The sequence below is a fragment of the Marinobacter sp. MDS2 genome (genome assembly GCF_030718085.1).
In the GTDB taxonomy this organism is placed as follows: Bacteria; Pseudomonadota; Gammaproteobacteria; order Pseudomonadales; family Oleiphilaceae; genus Marinobacter.
The window spans coordinates 242499-256901 of sequence record NZ_JAVAJF010000002.1 but is presented as its reverse complement, the minus strand read 5'-3'; the positions used below and the strand labels follow the sequence as shown (position 1 = coordinate 256901).

The following is a 14403-nucleotide window of genomic DNA, read 5'->3' as shown; positions in this document are numbered from 1 at the left end:
CCCGAGCCCTCGTTACATCAAAGGAAAACGCTGCAAAACAGTGTAAACCGAACCGTTTGGCCCTTGGTTACTTTCATACAACACAAATTCCGGAACGGACATAGTGCCGAACTCTTCCTCACCGCGCGTCTCAATGAACTCCTTAACCGAGCCCGCGTCGCGCCCAAATCGGCTTAACGTAATGTGCGGCTGGAAATGACGATGCTCGACACTGGTGCCCTCTGTTTGCAACTTATCCCGCAATTGCCGATGCAGATTAACCAACGGTGATTCCGGCGCCACGCCCGCCCAGAGAATCTTCGGTCGCTCTGGTGAGCCAAAACACCCCAACCCTCTGACCGTTAATTCAAACGATGACTCCACTACAGAAGTTGCCGCGCCAACCAAGCCGGGTACCGCATCATCTGCAACATTTCCCAAAAACACCAACGTCAGATGCAGCTGCTCATAACTCTGCCAGCGCGCAGACTGCACCGGCACTTGAACCTTCAGCAAGCGCTGTTTGATGTCCGGCGCAATTTCAACTCCGAAAAACACCTTGGGCATACCCAGCCTCCTAAGGGCAATTGAGCCAATGGCAACACGCTTTCACTCTGAAATAGTTGCCATCATAACGACATAACGCCAGCATAATACGTTCACGTAAACGTGGCACTCAAAAGGAACAACCATGCTTTGGATCTTACTCGCCATCGTTGCACTGCTCATTGTTGCCACCTTTGTATTGTTCCGGGTTCATGATCTGTCTCACCTGGACGGACACGAATGGGCAACTAACGAAGTTTCCCCACACCCCTCCCATGACGAAGTCATCACGCGTATCAAGGAAATGGGCCGCGCGTCCAAAGGGCTGAAAGGCAAGGCTCGGCTCATGGCATTGCGCAAACATCTGGACAGCTTGGGGGAAGACGCCGTCATCGAGTCCGACGTCCGACCTTGCCTGCACCCCAAAGGAGAATGGGTGATTGCTCCCGGAGCAGACTCGAAACGGCGGGTACTCTACATTCATGGAGGTGCCTGGACAGCGGGCAGCCCAAAGAGCCACCGAGCGGTGACCAACCGGTTCTCCCGGCTCGCCAATGCAGCCGTCTTTGCCGTGGATTACCGCTTGATGCCCGAGCACCGCTTCATAGACGGTATCATCGATTGTCGGGAAGCCTATACCTGGCTGCTGGATCATGGGCCTGAAGGGAAAGCGAAAGCCGAGTTTGTGGTCGTGGCCGGGGATTCTGCCGGCGGCAGCCACACGCTGTCGCTTATCGCCTGGTTGCGGGACAACGGCATTCGCATGCCGGATGCGGCGATCGCCCTGTCCCCATCCACCGATCTGACACTGACCGCGCCAAGCAATCGCGACAACATTCGAACCGATTTGATGCTCGGGCCGGTGTTCGGCGGATTGTCGAAAATCCCTTTACCGGTGGTTTGGTGGGGAACGCTTGCAGCCTTCCGCTTGTCTCCGACCAATCCCGTGGCATCCCCGCTGCGCGGCAACCTTGCTGACTTGCCACCCACCCTGATTCACGCCAGCACCACGGAAATGCTGCTGGACAACGCAGCGCGATACGCCGCCAAAGCGAAAGCGGAGGGATCACCCGTGGAGCTGCATACCTGGCAAAACATGGTGCACGTTTGGCACATGTTTACCCCTCTGTTACCGCAGGCCGAAGAAGCGTTTGAAGATATTGCCCAATTTCTGAAGCGGGTAGAATCCGGAACGGCCTGACGACCTGCAGCAACGATCGCTCGGGTCAGCTCTTGGCCCGGGCTTTCTTCTTGCGGACGTACAGCACTTTATTGACTCTGGCGACAACCTCCCCGGAATCATCAACAACATCGAGGGTCCATTCAGGCAGGTACTTATCACCGTCTGCGGTTGCCTGCCGGATCTCCTCGAGCTTTTCATCGGTCAGCTCAAAGTGAGCCGTAACACGCCCCTTCCCCGGCCTGACAAATTCAATGCTCGCCGCTTTGTCCCACACCACATAATCATTGCCCAATTTGCGCATGAGCAGCAGCATGTACATCGGATCAACCATGCTGTAGAGCGAACCACCAAAGTGGGTTCCCACATAGTTGGTGTTATACCAACGTTGCTTCATTTCCACCGTGGCGGTGGAGAAGTCATCCGCAATATGGGTGGCCTTGATGCCGGCCCCCAGGTAGGGCGCAAACGTATTCATCACGTGACGCATGGAGCTGGCACTGGCAAACCAGCGTCGAATTGTTGAATTCATCAGGTTCCTCGGCGTATTGAAAGTATTGCAGACGTTTTAACGCGCGCTATCTTCCAGCAAGATAATCGAGGACTCAACCTAATTTCATACAACCGTTTGAATTATTGCAGCCCCATTAGCGCTAACTGCATTGCAATCACAAGCATCATCACGCCGATCAAGCCGTCGATAACGCGCCAAACCCTCGGGCGAGACAGAATCGGCGCCATCGACGACCCGAACCACGCCAGCCCACCGAACCACAACACAGACGCACTGCTGGCACCGACCAAAAACCCGTTGGTACTTGACTGTTGAGCTCCCACCGCAGGCACTAACAGCAAGGTGTCTAAATACACCTGTGGATTCAGCAGTGTCACTGCCAGTGTGGTCAGCAAGACGCCTTTCAAACTGCGCCCTTCTTGCTGCTTTGCGGTCAGCGCCGCTCGCCCCCAGCCAACCCGAATGAATGCCTGAACCGCCAGCCAGCCTAAAAACACCACACCCAACCAACGCAGAATCTCCAGCCCCTGCGGCATGGCTGTCAACGCGGCGGATACACCAAACATTCCGAGCGTAAACAACACAATATCCGATATTGTGCACACCCCGGCCGACCACCAATGATGCTCTCGACGAATGGACTGACTGAGCACATAGGCATTCTGGGCACCGATAGCCACGATAAGGCCACCACCCACAAACAAACCGGTCAAATAGCTTTCAAACACGCGTCATTCCAAATGTCAGGAGTCTAAAAAGGGGTTATCGGCGAACGCCAAACCAAGAAGGGTAATTCAACAGAAAATACAGTGCCAGGATATCGTAAACCGCATGCCAAACCATCACCATAATCAAACTGCCACTGAGCTGATAGCTGGCGCCCAAGATCAATCCCAACCCGGTAGCCATAACGAAATACGTCAGAGAAACGTAGTGCACCAGACCAAACAACAGTGACGCGGCCATCACCGAGGTCCAGGGCCCGGTATGCTGCAACAACCAACCCTGTATGGCACCTCGAAATAACAATTCTTCCCCGACACCGGCCAGCAACGACAACAACACGAGCGTCGGCCAACGGTAACTCCCGGCAAACTCATACAGCGCCTGCATTTGCTCACTGAGGTTATCCGGGAACAGCCAGGTGAGTTTGGTGAGCTGCAACAGGAACAGGTATGTGACCATGGCCCCGACAGCGCCGAAGGCGAACGATTTCACCAGGCCCAAATCTGCCGTCAGGAGCGGGATGTCAAACAGCCATATTGCCAAGGCTCCGACCACTCCAATACCGCCCTGAAATAACAGGGCGGTGACGGGGGAGATGGAAGAGCCTTGGCGCTGGGTCATAACTCAGTTAGCGAACAGATCCTTGATCGGGAACAGATCGTCATAGTCCGGCGCCTGCTTCTGGGCTTTGGCCTGGAAGGTTTTCATCATATCGGTCGGACGGAACATACCCGCCTGCCAGGTGGCCATGTACTTCAGGCTGTCTTCAACACTGTGGTCACGGCTGAAGTTCAGCATTTCCTTGCAGCCGGTCACCGCCAGCGGCGAATTGGCAGCAATTTGTGCGGCGATCCCCAGCACGGCCTCGACCATTTCTTCCTGACTGTCGTACACACTGTTCACAAAACCAAGACGCTGGGCTTCTTCGGCACCAAACTTCCGGCCGGTGTAGGCCAGCTCGCGCACGACACCTTCAGGCATCAACTTCGGAAGACGCTGCAGCGTACCCACGTCAGCCGTCATGCCGAGCTCGGTTTCTTTAATGGTGAAATAGGCATCTTTGGTGCAGTAACGGCTGTCCGCCGCACACACCAAATCCAGCGCGCCACCAATACATCCACCGTGAACCGCCGCCAACACAGGTAAACGCACCTTTTCCAGAGACGTCAGTGTATCTTGCAGCTGCAGCACCACACGGCGCAGGTTTTCTGCCATACGACCGGGATCACCGCTCATCGGTACGGATTTCGGATCGGAGAACACGGCCAGATCCATGCCGGCAGAAAAATGCTTACCCGTAGAAGAAATAACGATCACCCGGGCGTTGGTGCTGGCTTCAATATCTTGCACGCAGCGAGGCAGCTCCAACCAGAAGGCCTTGTTCATGGAGTTCATGGCTTCTGGGCGACTGAACTGCACGTGCGCAACGTGGTCTTTGACTTCAACATTAAAGCTTTCGTAGTTGGCGAGTTCCGACACGGTGTGGCTCCTTTAAATGTATGTCCGAGGATGTTTTTATTGCTGGCTGATATTCAGCTCTGTATTCGGTAGCACGCACATTACCTCGAAACGAGTTCCTAGGGAACGCCCTCCAAACTTGCGGATCACAGAGGTCATGGTCCAGACTCACCATTGATAGTTCAAATTTTGAACAGAAGGAGATCGAGCCATGTACCAGAACATTCTCGTTCCTGTTGACCTCAGCCACTTGGACAAACTGGCGAAAACCCTCAACACCGCCATCGACATGGCCAAGCATTATCAAGCCAGGCTCTGCTACGTCTCCGTCACAAACAGCACGCCCGGCGCAGCAGCTCATAACCCAAAGGAACTCGCCAGCAAACTCAGCGAGTTTGCCGATGAACAAGGGGCATCTCACGGTATACAAGCCAGTGCCATGGTACTTGAATCGGTGGATACCGCTGTCGAGCTCGATGACAAGCTGCTACAGGCGATTAAAGATACGGACACCGATCTTGTTGTCATGGCGTCACACCCACCGGGGTTGGGTGATGCGCTGCACCTGCTGAGATCTAACGCGGCCGAGATCGTCAAGCACAGCAAAATCTCGGTGTTCGTGGTGCGCTAATAAACTAACGACCATCGCCTTTTACACCGAGCCGATCCAGATACAGATGCAACTCCTGCTCGCTGATGTTCACGTATTCCAGCACCCGGCCGTAAAGCATCACTGTGGGCACGTTGCGCCCTCCCAGTTCCTTTTGGGTTTCACTGAGGACGTAGAGTATCGTCCTCTCTGTTTTTGTGAGACCATCCCGCGCATCGGGGATAACCTCGTCTATTCCGCGTAAACTGCTCATATTTCTGAATCCGGTAAGCTGCCCATGGAAATCAAAGTCAATTATCTCGACAACCTGAGGCTCGAGGCCAAATTCGACGACTTTACCGTCGTCTCAGACCAGCCTGTTCGCTACAAAGGGGATGGATCTGCGCCCGGCCCGTTTGATTATTTTCTGGCTTCTTCAGCCATGTGTGCCGCTTACTTTGTAAAGGTTTACTGCAACGCCCGGGACATCCCGACCGACAACATCCGTCTGTCCCAGAACAATATTGTAGACCCGGAAAACCGCTACAAACAGATCTTCAAAATCCAGGTGGAGTTGCCGGAAGACATTTCCGACAAAGACCGCCAGGGCATTATCCGCTCCATCGACCGCTGTACCGTAAAGAAAGTGGTACAAACCGGCCCGGACTTTCAGATTGAAGTGGTGGAAAACCTGGATGAAGACGCCCAGTCCCTGCTGAACGTTGGCTCCAGCGACAATACAAGTACCTACATTGAAGGCAAAGATCTGCCCCTTGAGCAGACCATTGCCAACATGACCGGCATCCTTGCGGATCTGGGCATGAAGATCGAGATCGCTTCCTGGCGCAACATAGTGCCCCACGTTTGGTCTTTGCACGTTCGCGATACGGCGGCGCACATGTGCTTCACCAATGGCAAAGGTGCCACCAAAGAAGCCGCGCTGGCATCCGCACTGGGCGAGTTCATCGAGCGCTTGAATTGCAACTTCTTCTATAACGACCAGTACTTCGGTCAGGACGTTGCCAACAGCGAGTTCGTGCATTACCCGAACGAGAAGTGGTTCCAGCCGGGTCCCGAGGGCGAACTGCCTGAAGGCATTCTGGACGACTACTGCCTGGGCATCTACAACCCCGACGGCGAATTGCTGGGCACACATCTGTTCGACACCAACTCAGGCACACCTGAACGTGGCATTTGCAGCATTCCCTATGTGCGCCAGTCCGACGGAGAAACCGTTTATTTCCCGTCTAACCTGATCGAGAACCTGTTCCTAAGCAACGGCATGAGCGCCGGTAACACATTGCAGGAAGCGCAGGTCCAATGCCTGTCAGAAATCCTCGAGCGCGCCGTCAAGAAAGAGATCATCGAGAACGAAATCGCTCTACCGGACGTGCCGGATGAAGTGCTGGCCAAATACCCGGATATCGTGGAAGGCCTGAATGCGCTGGAAGAACAGGGTTTTCCGGTGTTGGTCAAAGACGCCTCTCTGGGCGGCCAATTCCCGGTTATCTCGGTCACGGTGATGAATCCGAAAACCGGCGGTGTCTTTGCCTGCTTTGGCGCCCACCCCAGTTTCCAGGTGGCACTGGAGCGCAGCCTCACTGAATTGATGCAGGGCCGAAGCTTTGAAGGTCTGAACGATCTGCCGGCACCCACCTTCAATACCATGGCGGTCACGGAACCCAACAACTACGTGGAACACTTCATCGATTCCAGCGGTGTCGTGTCCTGGCGTTTTTTCAGTGCCAAATCCGACTACGACTTTGTGGAATGGGACTTCTCCGGCACCAACGAAGAAGAAGCCAAAGCGCTGTTCGGTATCCTCTCCGACATGGGCAAGGAATGCTACATGGCAGTCTTTGAAGACCTTGGCGCTCCGGTTTGCCGGATTCTGGTACCCGGGTACTCCGAAGTGTACCCGGTGGAAGACCTGGTCTGGGACAACACCAACATGGCGCTGGCCTTCCGGGAAGACATTCTCAACCTGCACCGCTTGAACGAAGACGAGTTAACGAGTCTGGTGGAGCGTTTGGAAGAAGCCGAGCTGGATGTCTACATGACGATCGTTACGCTGATCGGCATCGAGTTTGATGAGAACACCGTGTGGGGCCAGCTCACTATTCTGGAGCTGAAACTGCTGATCTATCTGGCTCTGGGTGAACTCGAAGAAGCACTGGAACTGGTCGAGATGTTCCGACAGTTTAACGACAACACGGTGGAGCGCGGCTTGTTCTATCAGGCCATGCAGGCCGCTCTGGAAGCCACACTGGACGAAGAACTGGAATTGGAAGATTACCTGTATAACTTCCGCCGCATGTTCGGCAGCGAAGTGATGGATGCGGTAGTCGGCTCCATCGATGGTTCAGTTCGCTTCTACGGGCTGGAAGAAACCAGCATGAACCTGGAAGGCCTGGACAGGCATTTGAAGATGATCGAGAGCTACAAGAAGCTGCACGCGGCAAGAGCCAAAGCCGCAGGCATTTAACTTCTGCAGCACCGCTTTATAACGCCGGAAAGGCGCCTTAGCGCGTATTTCCGGCCTGCACCACTTCCCTTCCAATCACTCTTAGCACGCCTTGTTTACAGACCGCTTCGAACGGTGTGGTACCGGCTTCGTCGCCATCCACGGTAACGGGTTTCGTTTGTTGCGTGTGCACCTGGCACACCGGGCTTTTCACCTGAACCACGGTACTGGTTCGTCTTGGTGTTTCTCCGTTCAGCCGAACCATCAAGAAGGCAAAGAGTAACTGCAACATGGGCCTCGGTTTCACCGCCACGATATTCAATTGACCATCGTTGGCGGCGGCTTCGGGAATTTCATGCCCGCCACCAAAAAAAGCGCCCGAGGCGATCGCAATCGACAACCAGCGACCTTTCATCGCCGATTTATCCGTTTGTATTTCCGCGTGAAACCCTCGCTGTTCACCAATCTGACGAAAAAGCGTGGCCATATAACTGAACTGGCCCAACCATTTTTTAGTCGGTGAATCCGCCTCGCGGGCCGGCAAGGTACCCAGCCCGATGTGGGCAACGTTCAAAAACATCCGCTCGCCAGCCACGGCAACATCAACCTTTTGGATCGGCCCGTCAGCAACCAGCCTGGCAATTTGCTCCGGCTCTGCCGGGATGTTCAGGTTCCTGGCAAAATCGTTGGCCGTTCCGGACGGCAGCACGGCCAAAATCGCATCGGCTTCCAGACAAATTTCAGCGACACCGTTAACCGTGCCATCGCCTCCGGCCGCCATCAGGCAATCGCCTTTAGACACCCGGCCGCGCCACTTCTCCTGCTCATCCAGATGGCAAACTTCGACATCGGTTATCCCCTGCGCTTGCAAATGCTCAAGCCAGAAATCTGCATTCCGGGTTCCGTCTCCAGACCCGGGACTGTCCACAAGCCAATGGGCCATCACGTCCTCTCTAGTAAGAATTAGCCATCCTTATTTGATAGCATGAATAGCTCATTTATTCCTGCAGGAACGATTACCGTATGGCAACGCGCGTCACGCTTCACTATTGCACCGGCTGCAACTGGCTATTGCGCTCGGCCTGGATGGCCCAGGAGCTGCTAACCACCTTCGACGGAATGATTGACGAACTCACCCTGAAACCGGGCACGGGCGGTATTTTCGAGGTGTATGTCAACGACACCCGAATCTGGTCGCGCAAAGAGCAAGGGGGCTTTCCGGACATCAAACAGCTGAAACAACGGGTTCGCGATCAGATCGCCCCGGAGCACTCTCTGGGGCATACCGATGCCCACTCACCGCAATCAGGCTCTACCCCCTGAGCGGGGAATGCCACCGAAACTCAGTGATCCATCCCTGAATGATGCGAGTGATCCATGACCTTGGCATCTAAGGGCTGAACGTCCAGCTTGACGGTAACATCTTCCGCATTTTCGAAATCCAGCTGGACCGGAATCGCTTCACCTTCCATCAGGGGCTTTGTCAGCTGCTCCAGCATCAGGTGGTAACTGCGGGGCTTTAACTCCACCGTGCTGCCTGCCGGAATTTCCAAACCGTTGGCAAGCGTTTGCATACGCATCATACCTTCATGCATCGAGGTTTCGTGGATCGAGACATGGCCAGCTCGGGGGCTTTCCGCCCCGACCAGTCGCACTTCGTCAGCTCCGTTATTTGTGATGGTCATGTAACCCACGCCCATTGGCGTGCCCGGAGGTGTCGGGCGGCTCCAGGCATTATGAACTTCGATGGCACCGTTTGCAGGGTGACCATTATGATGCTGATGATCTGCTGCCACGGCCTGGGGTGCCAGAATGGAACAGGACAGCAATAAGGCGGTTGTCAGGGAATTCCGTTGGATCATGATGTCTCGCGCAGTCGAAGGTAACTTTATAGGTGCCCCCTAGTGTTGTTGTCTCCAGTACATTTGGCAAGACGTGCACACTGACCGGCGGGGCTCTGCCCGCCGGATTTTCAGCTAGCTTTACTCAAAGCATCAACCAGCGCTCCAAGAAACCGCGAGGCTTCCCCGCCCGTTGCCGCCCGGTGATCGAAGGTAAGCGACAAGGGAAGAATGCGACGAATAGTCGCAGCACCCTTGTAAGGAACAACCTTGTCTCGCATGCGGCCCGCGCCGACAATCGCTACCTGAGGCGGACTGACGATGGGGTTGGCGTACTGCCCGGTCATAGTGCCGAAATTAGATAAGGTAATGGTCGCGCCCTGCATTTCCTTCGGGGGAATCTTCCGCGAGGCAACCGACTCTCTAAGATTTTCCAAGCCTTGTCTCAAATCTTTTAAGCTGCGATGCGTAATATCCCTCAACACCGGCACAAACAAGCCTTCAGGGGTATCAACCGCAATTCCAACATGCACTTCGTCCAGCAGTTGGCGGCTCAAGTTGTCGCCGTCAAACCAGCAATTGAGTTCCGGAACCGCGGCACAGGCTTTGCCAATGGCCTGCACCAGCCGCATGGTGGTGTCTGTACCTTTCTTCCAGTCGCCGACATCCACATCCTCAAAAATCGACACAGGTACAACCTGGGCATGGGACAGTGCCATGTTCTTGGCCATAGTTCGGCGGGTGCCTCGCAACGCTTCGGCATCACCCAGCTGTTTCTGATGGCTGGCTTGCTTGTATACGTCATCGTTGGTGATCAACCCGCCCGGGCCACTGCCTTTGATGCTTTCCAGGCTAACCCCAAGCTGCTGAGCCAGTGCCCGGACTCCCGGCGTCGCGCGATTCGACCGAGCCCGCTTGCTGGACGCAGCCGCGCCGACAATGAAGGTATCCTGCTGCGCCGTTTTACCCTCCCCCTTTGCTGACGATTCCAGCTTGCCCACAACGGTTCCGGAATCTTCATCATCACCTTCATAGGCCAGCAAGGGTTCACCGGTATGAATGATGTCGCCAGCCTCGCCATAGAGCTTGGCAATCACACCCGCTTGCGGCGAAGGCACTTCGACAATGGCTTTGGCGGTTTCCACACTGACCAACACCTGATCCACCTCTACGGTATCGCCCACTTTCACGTGCCACTCAACAATTTCGGCTTCCGGTAGGCCTTCACCCAGATCTGGGAGTCTGAAATTTTTCATTCTTATCGCTCCTACAACCCGATCACCTGCTCAACGGCGTGCACGATGTCTTCTACTTTTGGCAAATAATTCTGTTCGTTCCGGTAGTAAGGCATCACCGTGTCGTAGCCGGTCACTCTGATGACCGGCGCCTGTAAATCCAGAAAAGCGGATTCCGCAATAGACGCGGCAATCTCGGCACCGACACCCCCATTGCGGCACGCTTCATGGACGATCACCGCCCTGCCCGTTTTAGCCACCGAGCAAAGTAACGTTTCCCGATCCAACGGGCTGACGGTCGCCACGTCGATCACCTCACACCCCACACCTTGTTCGGCTAATTTATCAGCCGCTTGAAGAGATTCCATGACACACGGGCCCCAGGTAATCAGGGTGACGTCGTCGCCTTCTCGCAAGGTAAAACACGTGTCCAGTGGCAGCGCTTCGCCATTGTTATCAACGCTTTGGGTAACAGCCCGGTAAATCCGTTTAGGCTCAAGGAAGATCACCGGGTCCGGATCTCGAATGGCCGCCAGCAAAAGGCCGTATGCACGCTGCGGAGAACTGGGAATCACCACCCTCAAGCCGGGGATATGGGCGAATAACGCTTCGGTACTTTCGGAATGGTGTTCCGGAGCATGAATGCCACCGCCGAACGGGGCCCGGAACACCAGCGGGCAATGCAGCCGCCCTCGGGTGCGATTGCGCATACGGCTGGCGTGACAAACGATCTGCTCCATCGCCGGATAGATGAATCCCATAAACTGGAATTCCGCTACTGGCTTCAAGCCCTGTGTTGACATGCCAATCGCGGTACCGGCAATCAGGTTTTCCGCCAGCGGTGTATCCATCACCCGCTTGAAACCGAAAGCGTCTTTCAGGCCCAAGGTCGCCCGGAACACCCCGCCATTGGTCGCAATGTCTTCGCCCAACACCACCACGTTTTCGTCTTGCGCCATTTCCCAGTGCAAAGCCATATTGACCGCTTCGACCAGGGTCACATCACGAACGTCTGACTGGCTCATGCCGGACCTCCACGATACTTGTTGGCGATCTGTTCCCGCTGCCCTTGCAACGCCGTCGGCAGGCTTTCAAACAAATAGTCGAGCATTGCGGTGGGTGGTTCGGCCTCTGTCGCCAAATAGGCTTCTACGGCCTCATCGATCGTCTTTTTGGTTTCGGCCTGCAACGCCTTTTCCTGATCCGGGCTCCACAGATCATTGCTGTACAACCAGTTTTGCAGGCGTTTGACTCCGTCCTTTTCCCAAGCCTGCTTAAGCTCTTCGGCACTGCGGTAACGAGTAGCGTCGTCGGCGGTGGTGTGGTCACCCAGCCGATAGGTTACGGCTTCAATAACAGCGGCTCCCTTGCCGTCGTGGGCGCGTTTGAGGGCGTTTTCTAAAGCTTCTGCGCAGGCGAAGTAATCGTTGCCATCGACAATGTGGCCGGGCAATCCGGCGCCAATGGCTTTCTGGGCGATGGTTTCAGCGCCGCTTTGCAGACTGCGCGGGGTCGAAATGGCCCATTGGTTGTTAATAACAACGAAGACCACGGGTAAATGCCAGGCGCCGGCCAGATTCAGGCTTTCCATAAAGTCGCCTTTCGAGGTGCCGCCATCGCCGATGCAACAAACAACGGCCCGGTTCTCGCCGCGAATGCGAAATGCCGATGCAACGCCCACGGCGTGGCCGCACTGAGTGGCAATCGGAACAGCAATGGGTAAATCTTCGGGGCAGTTCTGCCACGCACACCCGCGCTCGTCGCCCCCCCAATACAGCAACAATTCTTTCAGCGATACGCCCCGAAGAAGATGGGCAGCTTGATCGCGATAATAGGGTACAAAGACATCGGTCTTGGCCATGCTCTGGCCAATGGCCGTGCCAATCACTTCATGGCCAAGCACAGAAGGATAAGTACCACATTTGCCGGTACGTTGAAGCGCAATCGCTTTGGAATCCAAGGTGCGTGCCAGCACCATATTTCGGTAGGCAGCCAGCACACGCTCTGTGTTACCGGCCTGGCTCGGCAAGTCACCGAGTGGCGTGCCGTCATCATCCAGATAGCGCGTGCTATCCACATGAAACTCAAGAATTTCTCTCATCCCATCCTCCTGCCACGGCTGTAAGATATAAGCCTGACCGAATCCATGCCTGCTTGTGGCGGGCACGTCCAGCGTTGGAGTGTTCGTCTTGTTTTTAGCGTGGGTTGCACGCTGCGGGATTAAACAGAGTGTCCACGACACTCTGTTTAATATTTAGACGATGGGGTGAAATAGATCAAATAGGGGCGTTCAGGCTTTCTTGACGAACTCGGATTTCAGTTTCATCGGGCCGATGCCGTCTACCTTGCAGTCAATATCGTGATCGCCATCGACCAAACGGATGTTTTTCACTTTGGTACCCACTTTTACAACAGAGCTGGAACCTTTTACCTTCAGATCTTTGATCACGGTAACCGTATCACCATCCTGCAGTTCGTTTCCGTTGGCGTCCCGAATGACCTTTCCGGCGTCGGCCTCCGCCTGCTCCGCTTCCGTCCATTCGTGGGCGCACTCCGGACAAACCAGTTGAACGCCGTCTTCATAGGTGAATTCAGAATCGCACTTAGGGCACGGAGGCAGCTGAGACATTAGCATTTCCTGTTAATTAAATGAGATCAGGATTATAACACCACTCGAAAAGTTGTTCTCACAGACGAAGCCATAACAGGTAAACTGCCCCGTAAGCCAACGAACGCAAGGAAACCGACATGCCGATCTGGGTTGACGCCGACGCCTGCCCCGTCCCTATCAGGGAAATCATCTGCCGCGCAGCCATCCGCTGGAAGGTTCAGACCACGTTCATTGCGAACCATGTGATTACGCTGCCACCAAGCCCGTTTATCAGCCGCCGTCAGGTGCCTCAGGGTTTCGACGTTGCCGATAACGAGATTATGGATCAGATGACAAAAGGCGATCTGGTCATCACCCAGGATATCCCACTGGCGGCGGAAGCCATCGAAAAAGGGGCAACCGTGTTTAACCCACGGGGACAGGCCTTTACGAAAGAAAATATTCGCCAGCGCTTGGCGATGCGGAACTTTATGGAAGAAATGCGGAATGCGGGACAGGTCACTGGTGGGCCGGCACCATTCGGCCAGGCTGACCGCAAAGAGTTTGCCAATCAGCTGGATCGATGGCTGCAGAAGAATACTCGAAAAAACTGATCAGATGAGCGCCATTAGCGCTGCGGCGAACACGGCCAATGCTACGGCACAGGCAGCCAGTTTAATCCCTTCTAATGCTTCCTGCTGCATACTGCCTCCTCGACAATGCTCAAGCCAACTCACAAATGATAATCAATATCATTTGTGAGAGCAAGTCAATCGCCTCCAGAAAAGCAGTCTCAGAATGGGTCGTTGGTGCGTTCTGTTTTGTCGAACTGCGGAAGCGCGTCAGTAATATCAAACCACTCCGCTTTCGACCCAACATAGATATGCCGAGCCGGCTTGGTCGAAATAGGCTCATTGATCACACCGATGCGCAGGCGAAGAATGCCTGAAATAGCATCCAGCCGGCTGTACAGGTGGCTGCCGCAACGGCTGCAGAAAGCGCGATATTTGCCCGGACGGGACTCGTACTCGGTCACCAGCTCTTCGCCCGTCACATAACGAAAACGCACTTTCTGAACCGGCGCACTGGCCGAGAAGGCGCTGCCATGAGCCCGGCGGCATTGTCTGCAATGGCACAGAGAAATCGGGCCAAGGGCACCTTCATATTCGAACCGAACATCGCCACACAAGCACCGACCTGTATACATCACCTTCTCCCGCACCATCTGAAATAACCGGCGCAGATCATACCGGCTCAGGGCTGAATTACTAGCCCGACGCC

18 protein-coding genes are annotated in these 14403 nt (G+C 55.0%); 5 read left to right on the top strand and 13 right to left on the bottom strand.

Annotation, left to right across the window (positions count from 1 at the left end; all coding sequences use genetic code 11):
- Positions 1-12 precede the first annotated feature (12 nt).
- Positions 13-546, bottom strand: coding sequence for an RNA 2',3'-cyclic phosphodiesterase (gene thpR, locus Q9245_RS12015; protein ID WP_305897412.1), 534 nt, complete (start codon positions 544-546; stop codon positions 13-15).
- Positions 547-670: 124 nt separating this feature from the next.
- Here thpR and Q9245_RS12010 point away from each other — a divergent pair, with 124 nt between their 5' ends.
- The gene (locus Q9245_RS12010) at positions 671-1726 is read left to right on the top strand and encodes an alpha/beta hydrolase (RefSeq protein ID WP_305897411.1); all 1056 of its coding nucleotides are present in this window, start codon (positions 671-673) and stop codon (positions 1724-1726) included.
- A 25-nt stretch (positions 1727-1751) separates the two neighbouring features.
- On the opposite strand, the gene Q9245_RS12005 is transcribed toward Q9245_RS12010, so the two are convergent.
- From Q9245_RS12005 to Q9245_RS11990, 4 genes are all read right to left on the bottom strand, one after another.
- Positions 1752-2237 carry a DUF4442 domain-containing protein gene (locus Q9245_RS12005; RefSeq protein ID WP_305897410.1) on the bottom strand — a complete coding sequence of 162 codons (486 nt, stop codon included), beginning with the start codon at positions 2235-2237 and terminating at the stop codon, positions 1752-1754.
- Positions 2238-2338: 101 nt separating this feature from the next.
- Positions 2339-2947, bottom strand: coding sequence for a LysE/ArgO family amino acid transporter (locus tag Q9245_RS12000; RefSeq protein ID WP_305897409.1), 609 nt, complete (start codon positions 2945-2947; stop codon positions 2339-2341).
- A 34-nt stretch (positions 2948-2981) separates the two neighbouring features.
- Complete coding sequence (locus Q9245_RS11995; RefSeq protein WP_305897408.1) at positions 2982-3566, bottom strand: CPBP family intramembrane glutamic endopeptidase; 585 nt, start codon at positions 3564-3566, stop codon at positions 2982-2984.
- A 3-nt stretch (positions 3567-3569) separates the two neighbouring features.
- Positions 3570-4424, bottom strand: a complete 855-nt coding sequence (locus Q9245_RS11990) for a crotonase/enoyl-CoA hydratase family protein (protein WP_305897407.1) — start codon at positions 4422-4424, stop codon at positions 3570-3572.
- 190 nt (positions 4425-4614) lie between these two features.
- On the opposite strand from Q9245_RS11990, the gene Q9245_RS11985 reads away from it, so the two are divergent.
- Positions 4615-5034, top strand: a complete 420-nt coding sequence (locus Q9245_RS11985) for a universal stress protein (RefSeq protein WP_305897406.1) — start codon at positions 4615-4617, stop codon at positions 5032-5034.
- A 4-nt stretch (positions 5035-5038) separates the two neighbouring features.
- Here the strand turns inward: Q9245_RS11985 and Q9245_RS11980 are convergent, their stop codons facing one another.
- A complete protein-coding gene (locus tag Q9245_RS11980) occupies positions 5039-5266 on the bottom strand; it encodes a hypothetical protein (protein ID WP_072677829.1) in 228 nt (75 codons plus the stop codon).
- A gap of 24 nt (positions 5267-5290) precedes the next feature.
- Between Q9245_RS11980 and Q9245_RS11975 the strand changes: the two genes are divergently transcribed.
- Positions 5291-7477 (top strand): OsmC domain/YcaO domain-containing protein, encoded by a 2187-nt coding sequence (locus Q9245_RS11975; protein WP_305897405.1) that lies wholly within the window; start codon positions 5291-5293, stop codon positions 7475-7477.
- A 37-nt stretch (positions 7478-7514) separates the two neighbouring features.
- Here Q9245_RS11975 and Q9245_RS11970 read toward each other — a convergent pair whose 3' ends face one another.
- Positions 7515-8399 carry a diacylglycerol kinase family protein gene (locus tag Q9245_RS11970; RefSeq protein WP_305897404.1) on the bottom strand — a complete coding sequence of 295 codons (885 nt, stop codon included), beginning with the start codon at positions 8397-8399 and terminating at the stop codon, positions 7515-7517.
- Positions 8400-8479: 80 nt separating this feature from the next.
- Between Q9245_RS11970 and Q9245_RS11965 the strand changes: the two genes are divergently transcribed.
- Positions 8480-8779, top strand: coding sequence for a SelT/SelW/SelH family protein (locus Q9245_RS11965; protein WP_305897403.1), 300 nt, complete (start codon positions 8480-8482; stop codon positions 8777-8779).
- Between the two features lie 20 nt (positions 8780-8799).
- Here Q9245_RS11965 and Q9245_RS11960 read toward each other — a convergent pair whose 3' ends face one another.
- The 5 genes from Q9245_RS11960 to Q9245_RS11940 form a co-directional block, all read right to left on the bottom strand.
- Complete coding sequence (locus Q9245_RS11960) at positions 8800-9318, bottom strand: copper chaperone PCu(A)C (protein ID WP_305897402.1); 519 nt, start codon at positions 9316-9318, stop codon at positions 8800-8802.
- Positions 9319-9428: 110 nt separating this feature from the next.
- Positions 9429-10553, bottom strand: coding sequence for a dihydrolipoamide acetyltransferase family protein (locus Q9245_RS11955; protein ID WP_305897401.1), 1125 nt, complete (start codon positions 10551-10553; stop codon positions 9429-9431).
- A gap of 11 nt (positions 10554-10564) precedes the next feature.
- Positions 10565-11557 carry an alpha-ketoacid dehydrogenase subunit beta gene (locus Q9245_RS11950; protein ID WP_305897400.1) on the bottom strand — a complete coding sequence of 331 codons (993 nt, stop codon included), beginning with the start codon at positions 11555-11557 and terminating at the stop codon, positions 10565-10567.
- Entirely contained in the window at positions 11554-12633 is a 1080-nt protein-coding gene (gene pdhA / locus Q9245_RS11945; protein WP_305897399.1) for a pyruvate dehydrogenase (acetyl-transferring) E1 component subunit alpha, read from the bottom strand. Before pdhA ends, Q9245_RS11950 begins: the two co-directional genes overlap by 4 nt.
- A 189-nt stretch (positions 12634-12822) precedes the next feature.
- Positions 12823-13161 (bottom strand): zinc ribbon domain-containing protein YjdM, encoded by a 339-nt coding sequence (locus tag Q9245_RS11940; RefSeq protein ID WP_305897398.1) that lies wholly within the window; start codon positions 13159-13161, stop codon positions 12823-12825.
- 119 nt (positions 13162-13280) lie between these two features.
- On the opposite strand from Q9245_RS11940, the gene Q9245_RS11935 reads away from it, so the two are divergent.
- Positions 13281-13736: a YaiI/YqxD family protein gene (locus tag Q9245_RS11935; RefSeq protein ID WP_305897397.1), complete on the top strand. Its 456-nt coding sequence runs from the start codon at positions 13281-13283 to the stop codon at positions 13734-13736.
- 179 nt (positions 13737-13915) lie between these two features.
- Here Q9245_RS11935 and Q9245_RS11930 read toward each other — a convergent pair whose 3' ends face one another.
- Positions 13916-14329, bottom strand: coding sequence for a GFA family protein (locus Q9245_RS11930; protein WP_305897396.1), 414 nt, complete (start codon positions 14327-14329; stop codon positions 13916-13918).
- Positions 14330-14403: the final 74 nt, after the last annotated feature.

Bases quoted from the DNA above. Each gene is read 5' to 3' on its own strand.
- Q9245_RS11970 (WP_305897404.1), bottom strand. From the start codon at position 8,399: ATGGCCCATTGGCTTGTGGACAGTCCCGGGTCTGGAGACGGAACCCGG.
- Q9245_RS11935 (WP_305897397.1), top strand. From the start codon at position 13,281: ATGCCGATCTGGGTTGACGCCGACGCCTGCCCCGTCCCTATCAGGGAA.
- Q9245_RS11980 (WP_072677829.1), bottom strand. From the start codon at position 5,266: ATGAGCAGTTTACGCGGAATAGACGAGGTTATCCCCGATGCGCGGGAT.
- Q9245_RS11960 (WP_305897402.1), bottom strand. From the start codon at position 9,318: ATGATCCAACGGAATTCCCTGACAACCGCCTTATTGCTGTCCTGTTCC.
- Q9245_RS11965 (WP_305897403.1), top strand. From the start codon at position 8,480: ATGGCAACGCGCGTCACGCTTCACTATTGCACCGGCTGCAACTGGCTA.
- Q9245_RS12010 (WP_305897411.1), top strand. From the start codon at position 671: ATGCTTTGGATCTTACTCGCCATCGTTGCACTGCTCATTGTTGCCACC.
- Q9245_RS11985 (WP_305897406.1), top strand. From the start codon at position 4,615: ATGTACCAGAACATTCTCGTTCCTGTTGACCTCAGCCACTTGGACAAA.
- Q9245_RS11940 (WP_305897398.1), bottom strand. From the start codon at position 13,161: ATGTCTCAGCTGCCTCCGTGCCCTAAGTGCGATTCTGAATTCACCTAT.
- Q9245_RS11955 (WP_305897401.1), bottom strand. From the start codon at position 10,553: ATGAAAAATTTCAGACTCCCAGATCTGGGTGAAGGCCTACCGGAAGCC.
- pdhA (WP_305897399.1), bottom strand. From the start codon at position 12,633: ATGAGAGAAATTCTTGAGTTTCATGTGGATAGCACGCGCTATCTGGAT.
- Q9245_RS12005 (WP_305897410.1), bottom strand. From the start codon at position 2,237: ATGAATTCAACAATTCGACGCTGGTTTGCCAGTGCCAGCTCCATGCGT.
- Q9245_RS11975 (WP_305897405.1), top strand. From the start codon at position 5,291: ATGGAAATCAAAGTCAATTATCTCGACAACCTGAGGCTCGAGGCCAAA.
- thpR (WP_305897412.1), bottom strand. From the start codon at position 546: ATGCCCAAGGTGTTTTTCGGAGTTGAAATTGCGCCGGACATCAAACAG.
- Q9245_RS11930 (WP_305897396.1), bottom strand. From the start codon at position 14,329: ATGTATACAGGTCGGTGCTTGTGTGGCGATGTTCGGTTCGAATATGAA.
- Q9245_RS11995 (WP_305897408.1), bottom strand. From the start codon at position 3,566: ATGACCCAGCGCCAAGGCTCTTCCATCTCCCCCGTCACCGCCCTGTTA.
- Q9245_RS11950 (WP_305897400.1), bottom strand. From the start codon at position 11,557: ATGAGCCAGTCAGACGTTCGTGATGTGACCCTGGTCGAAGCGGTCAAT.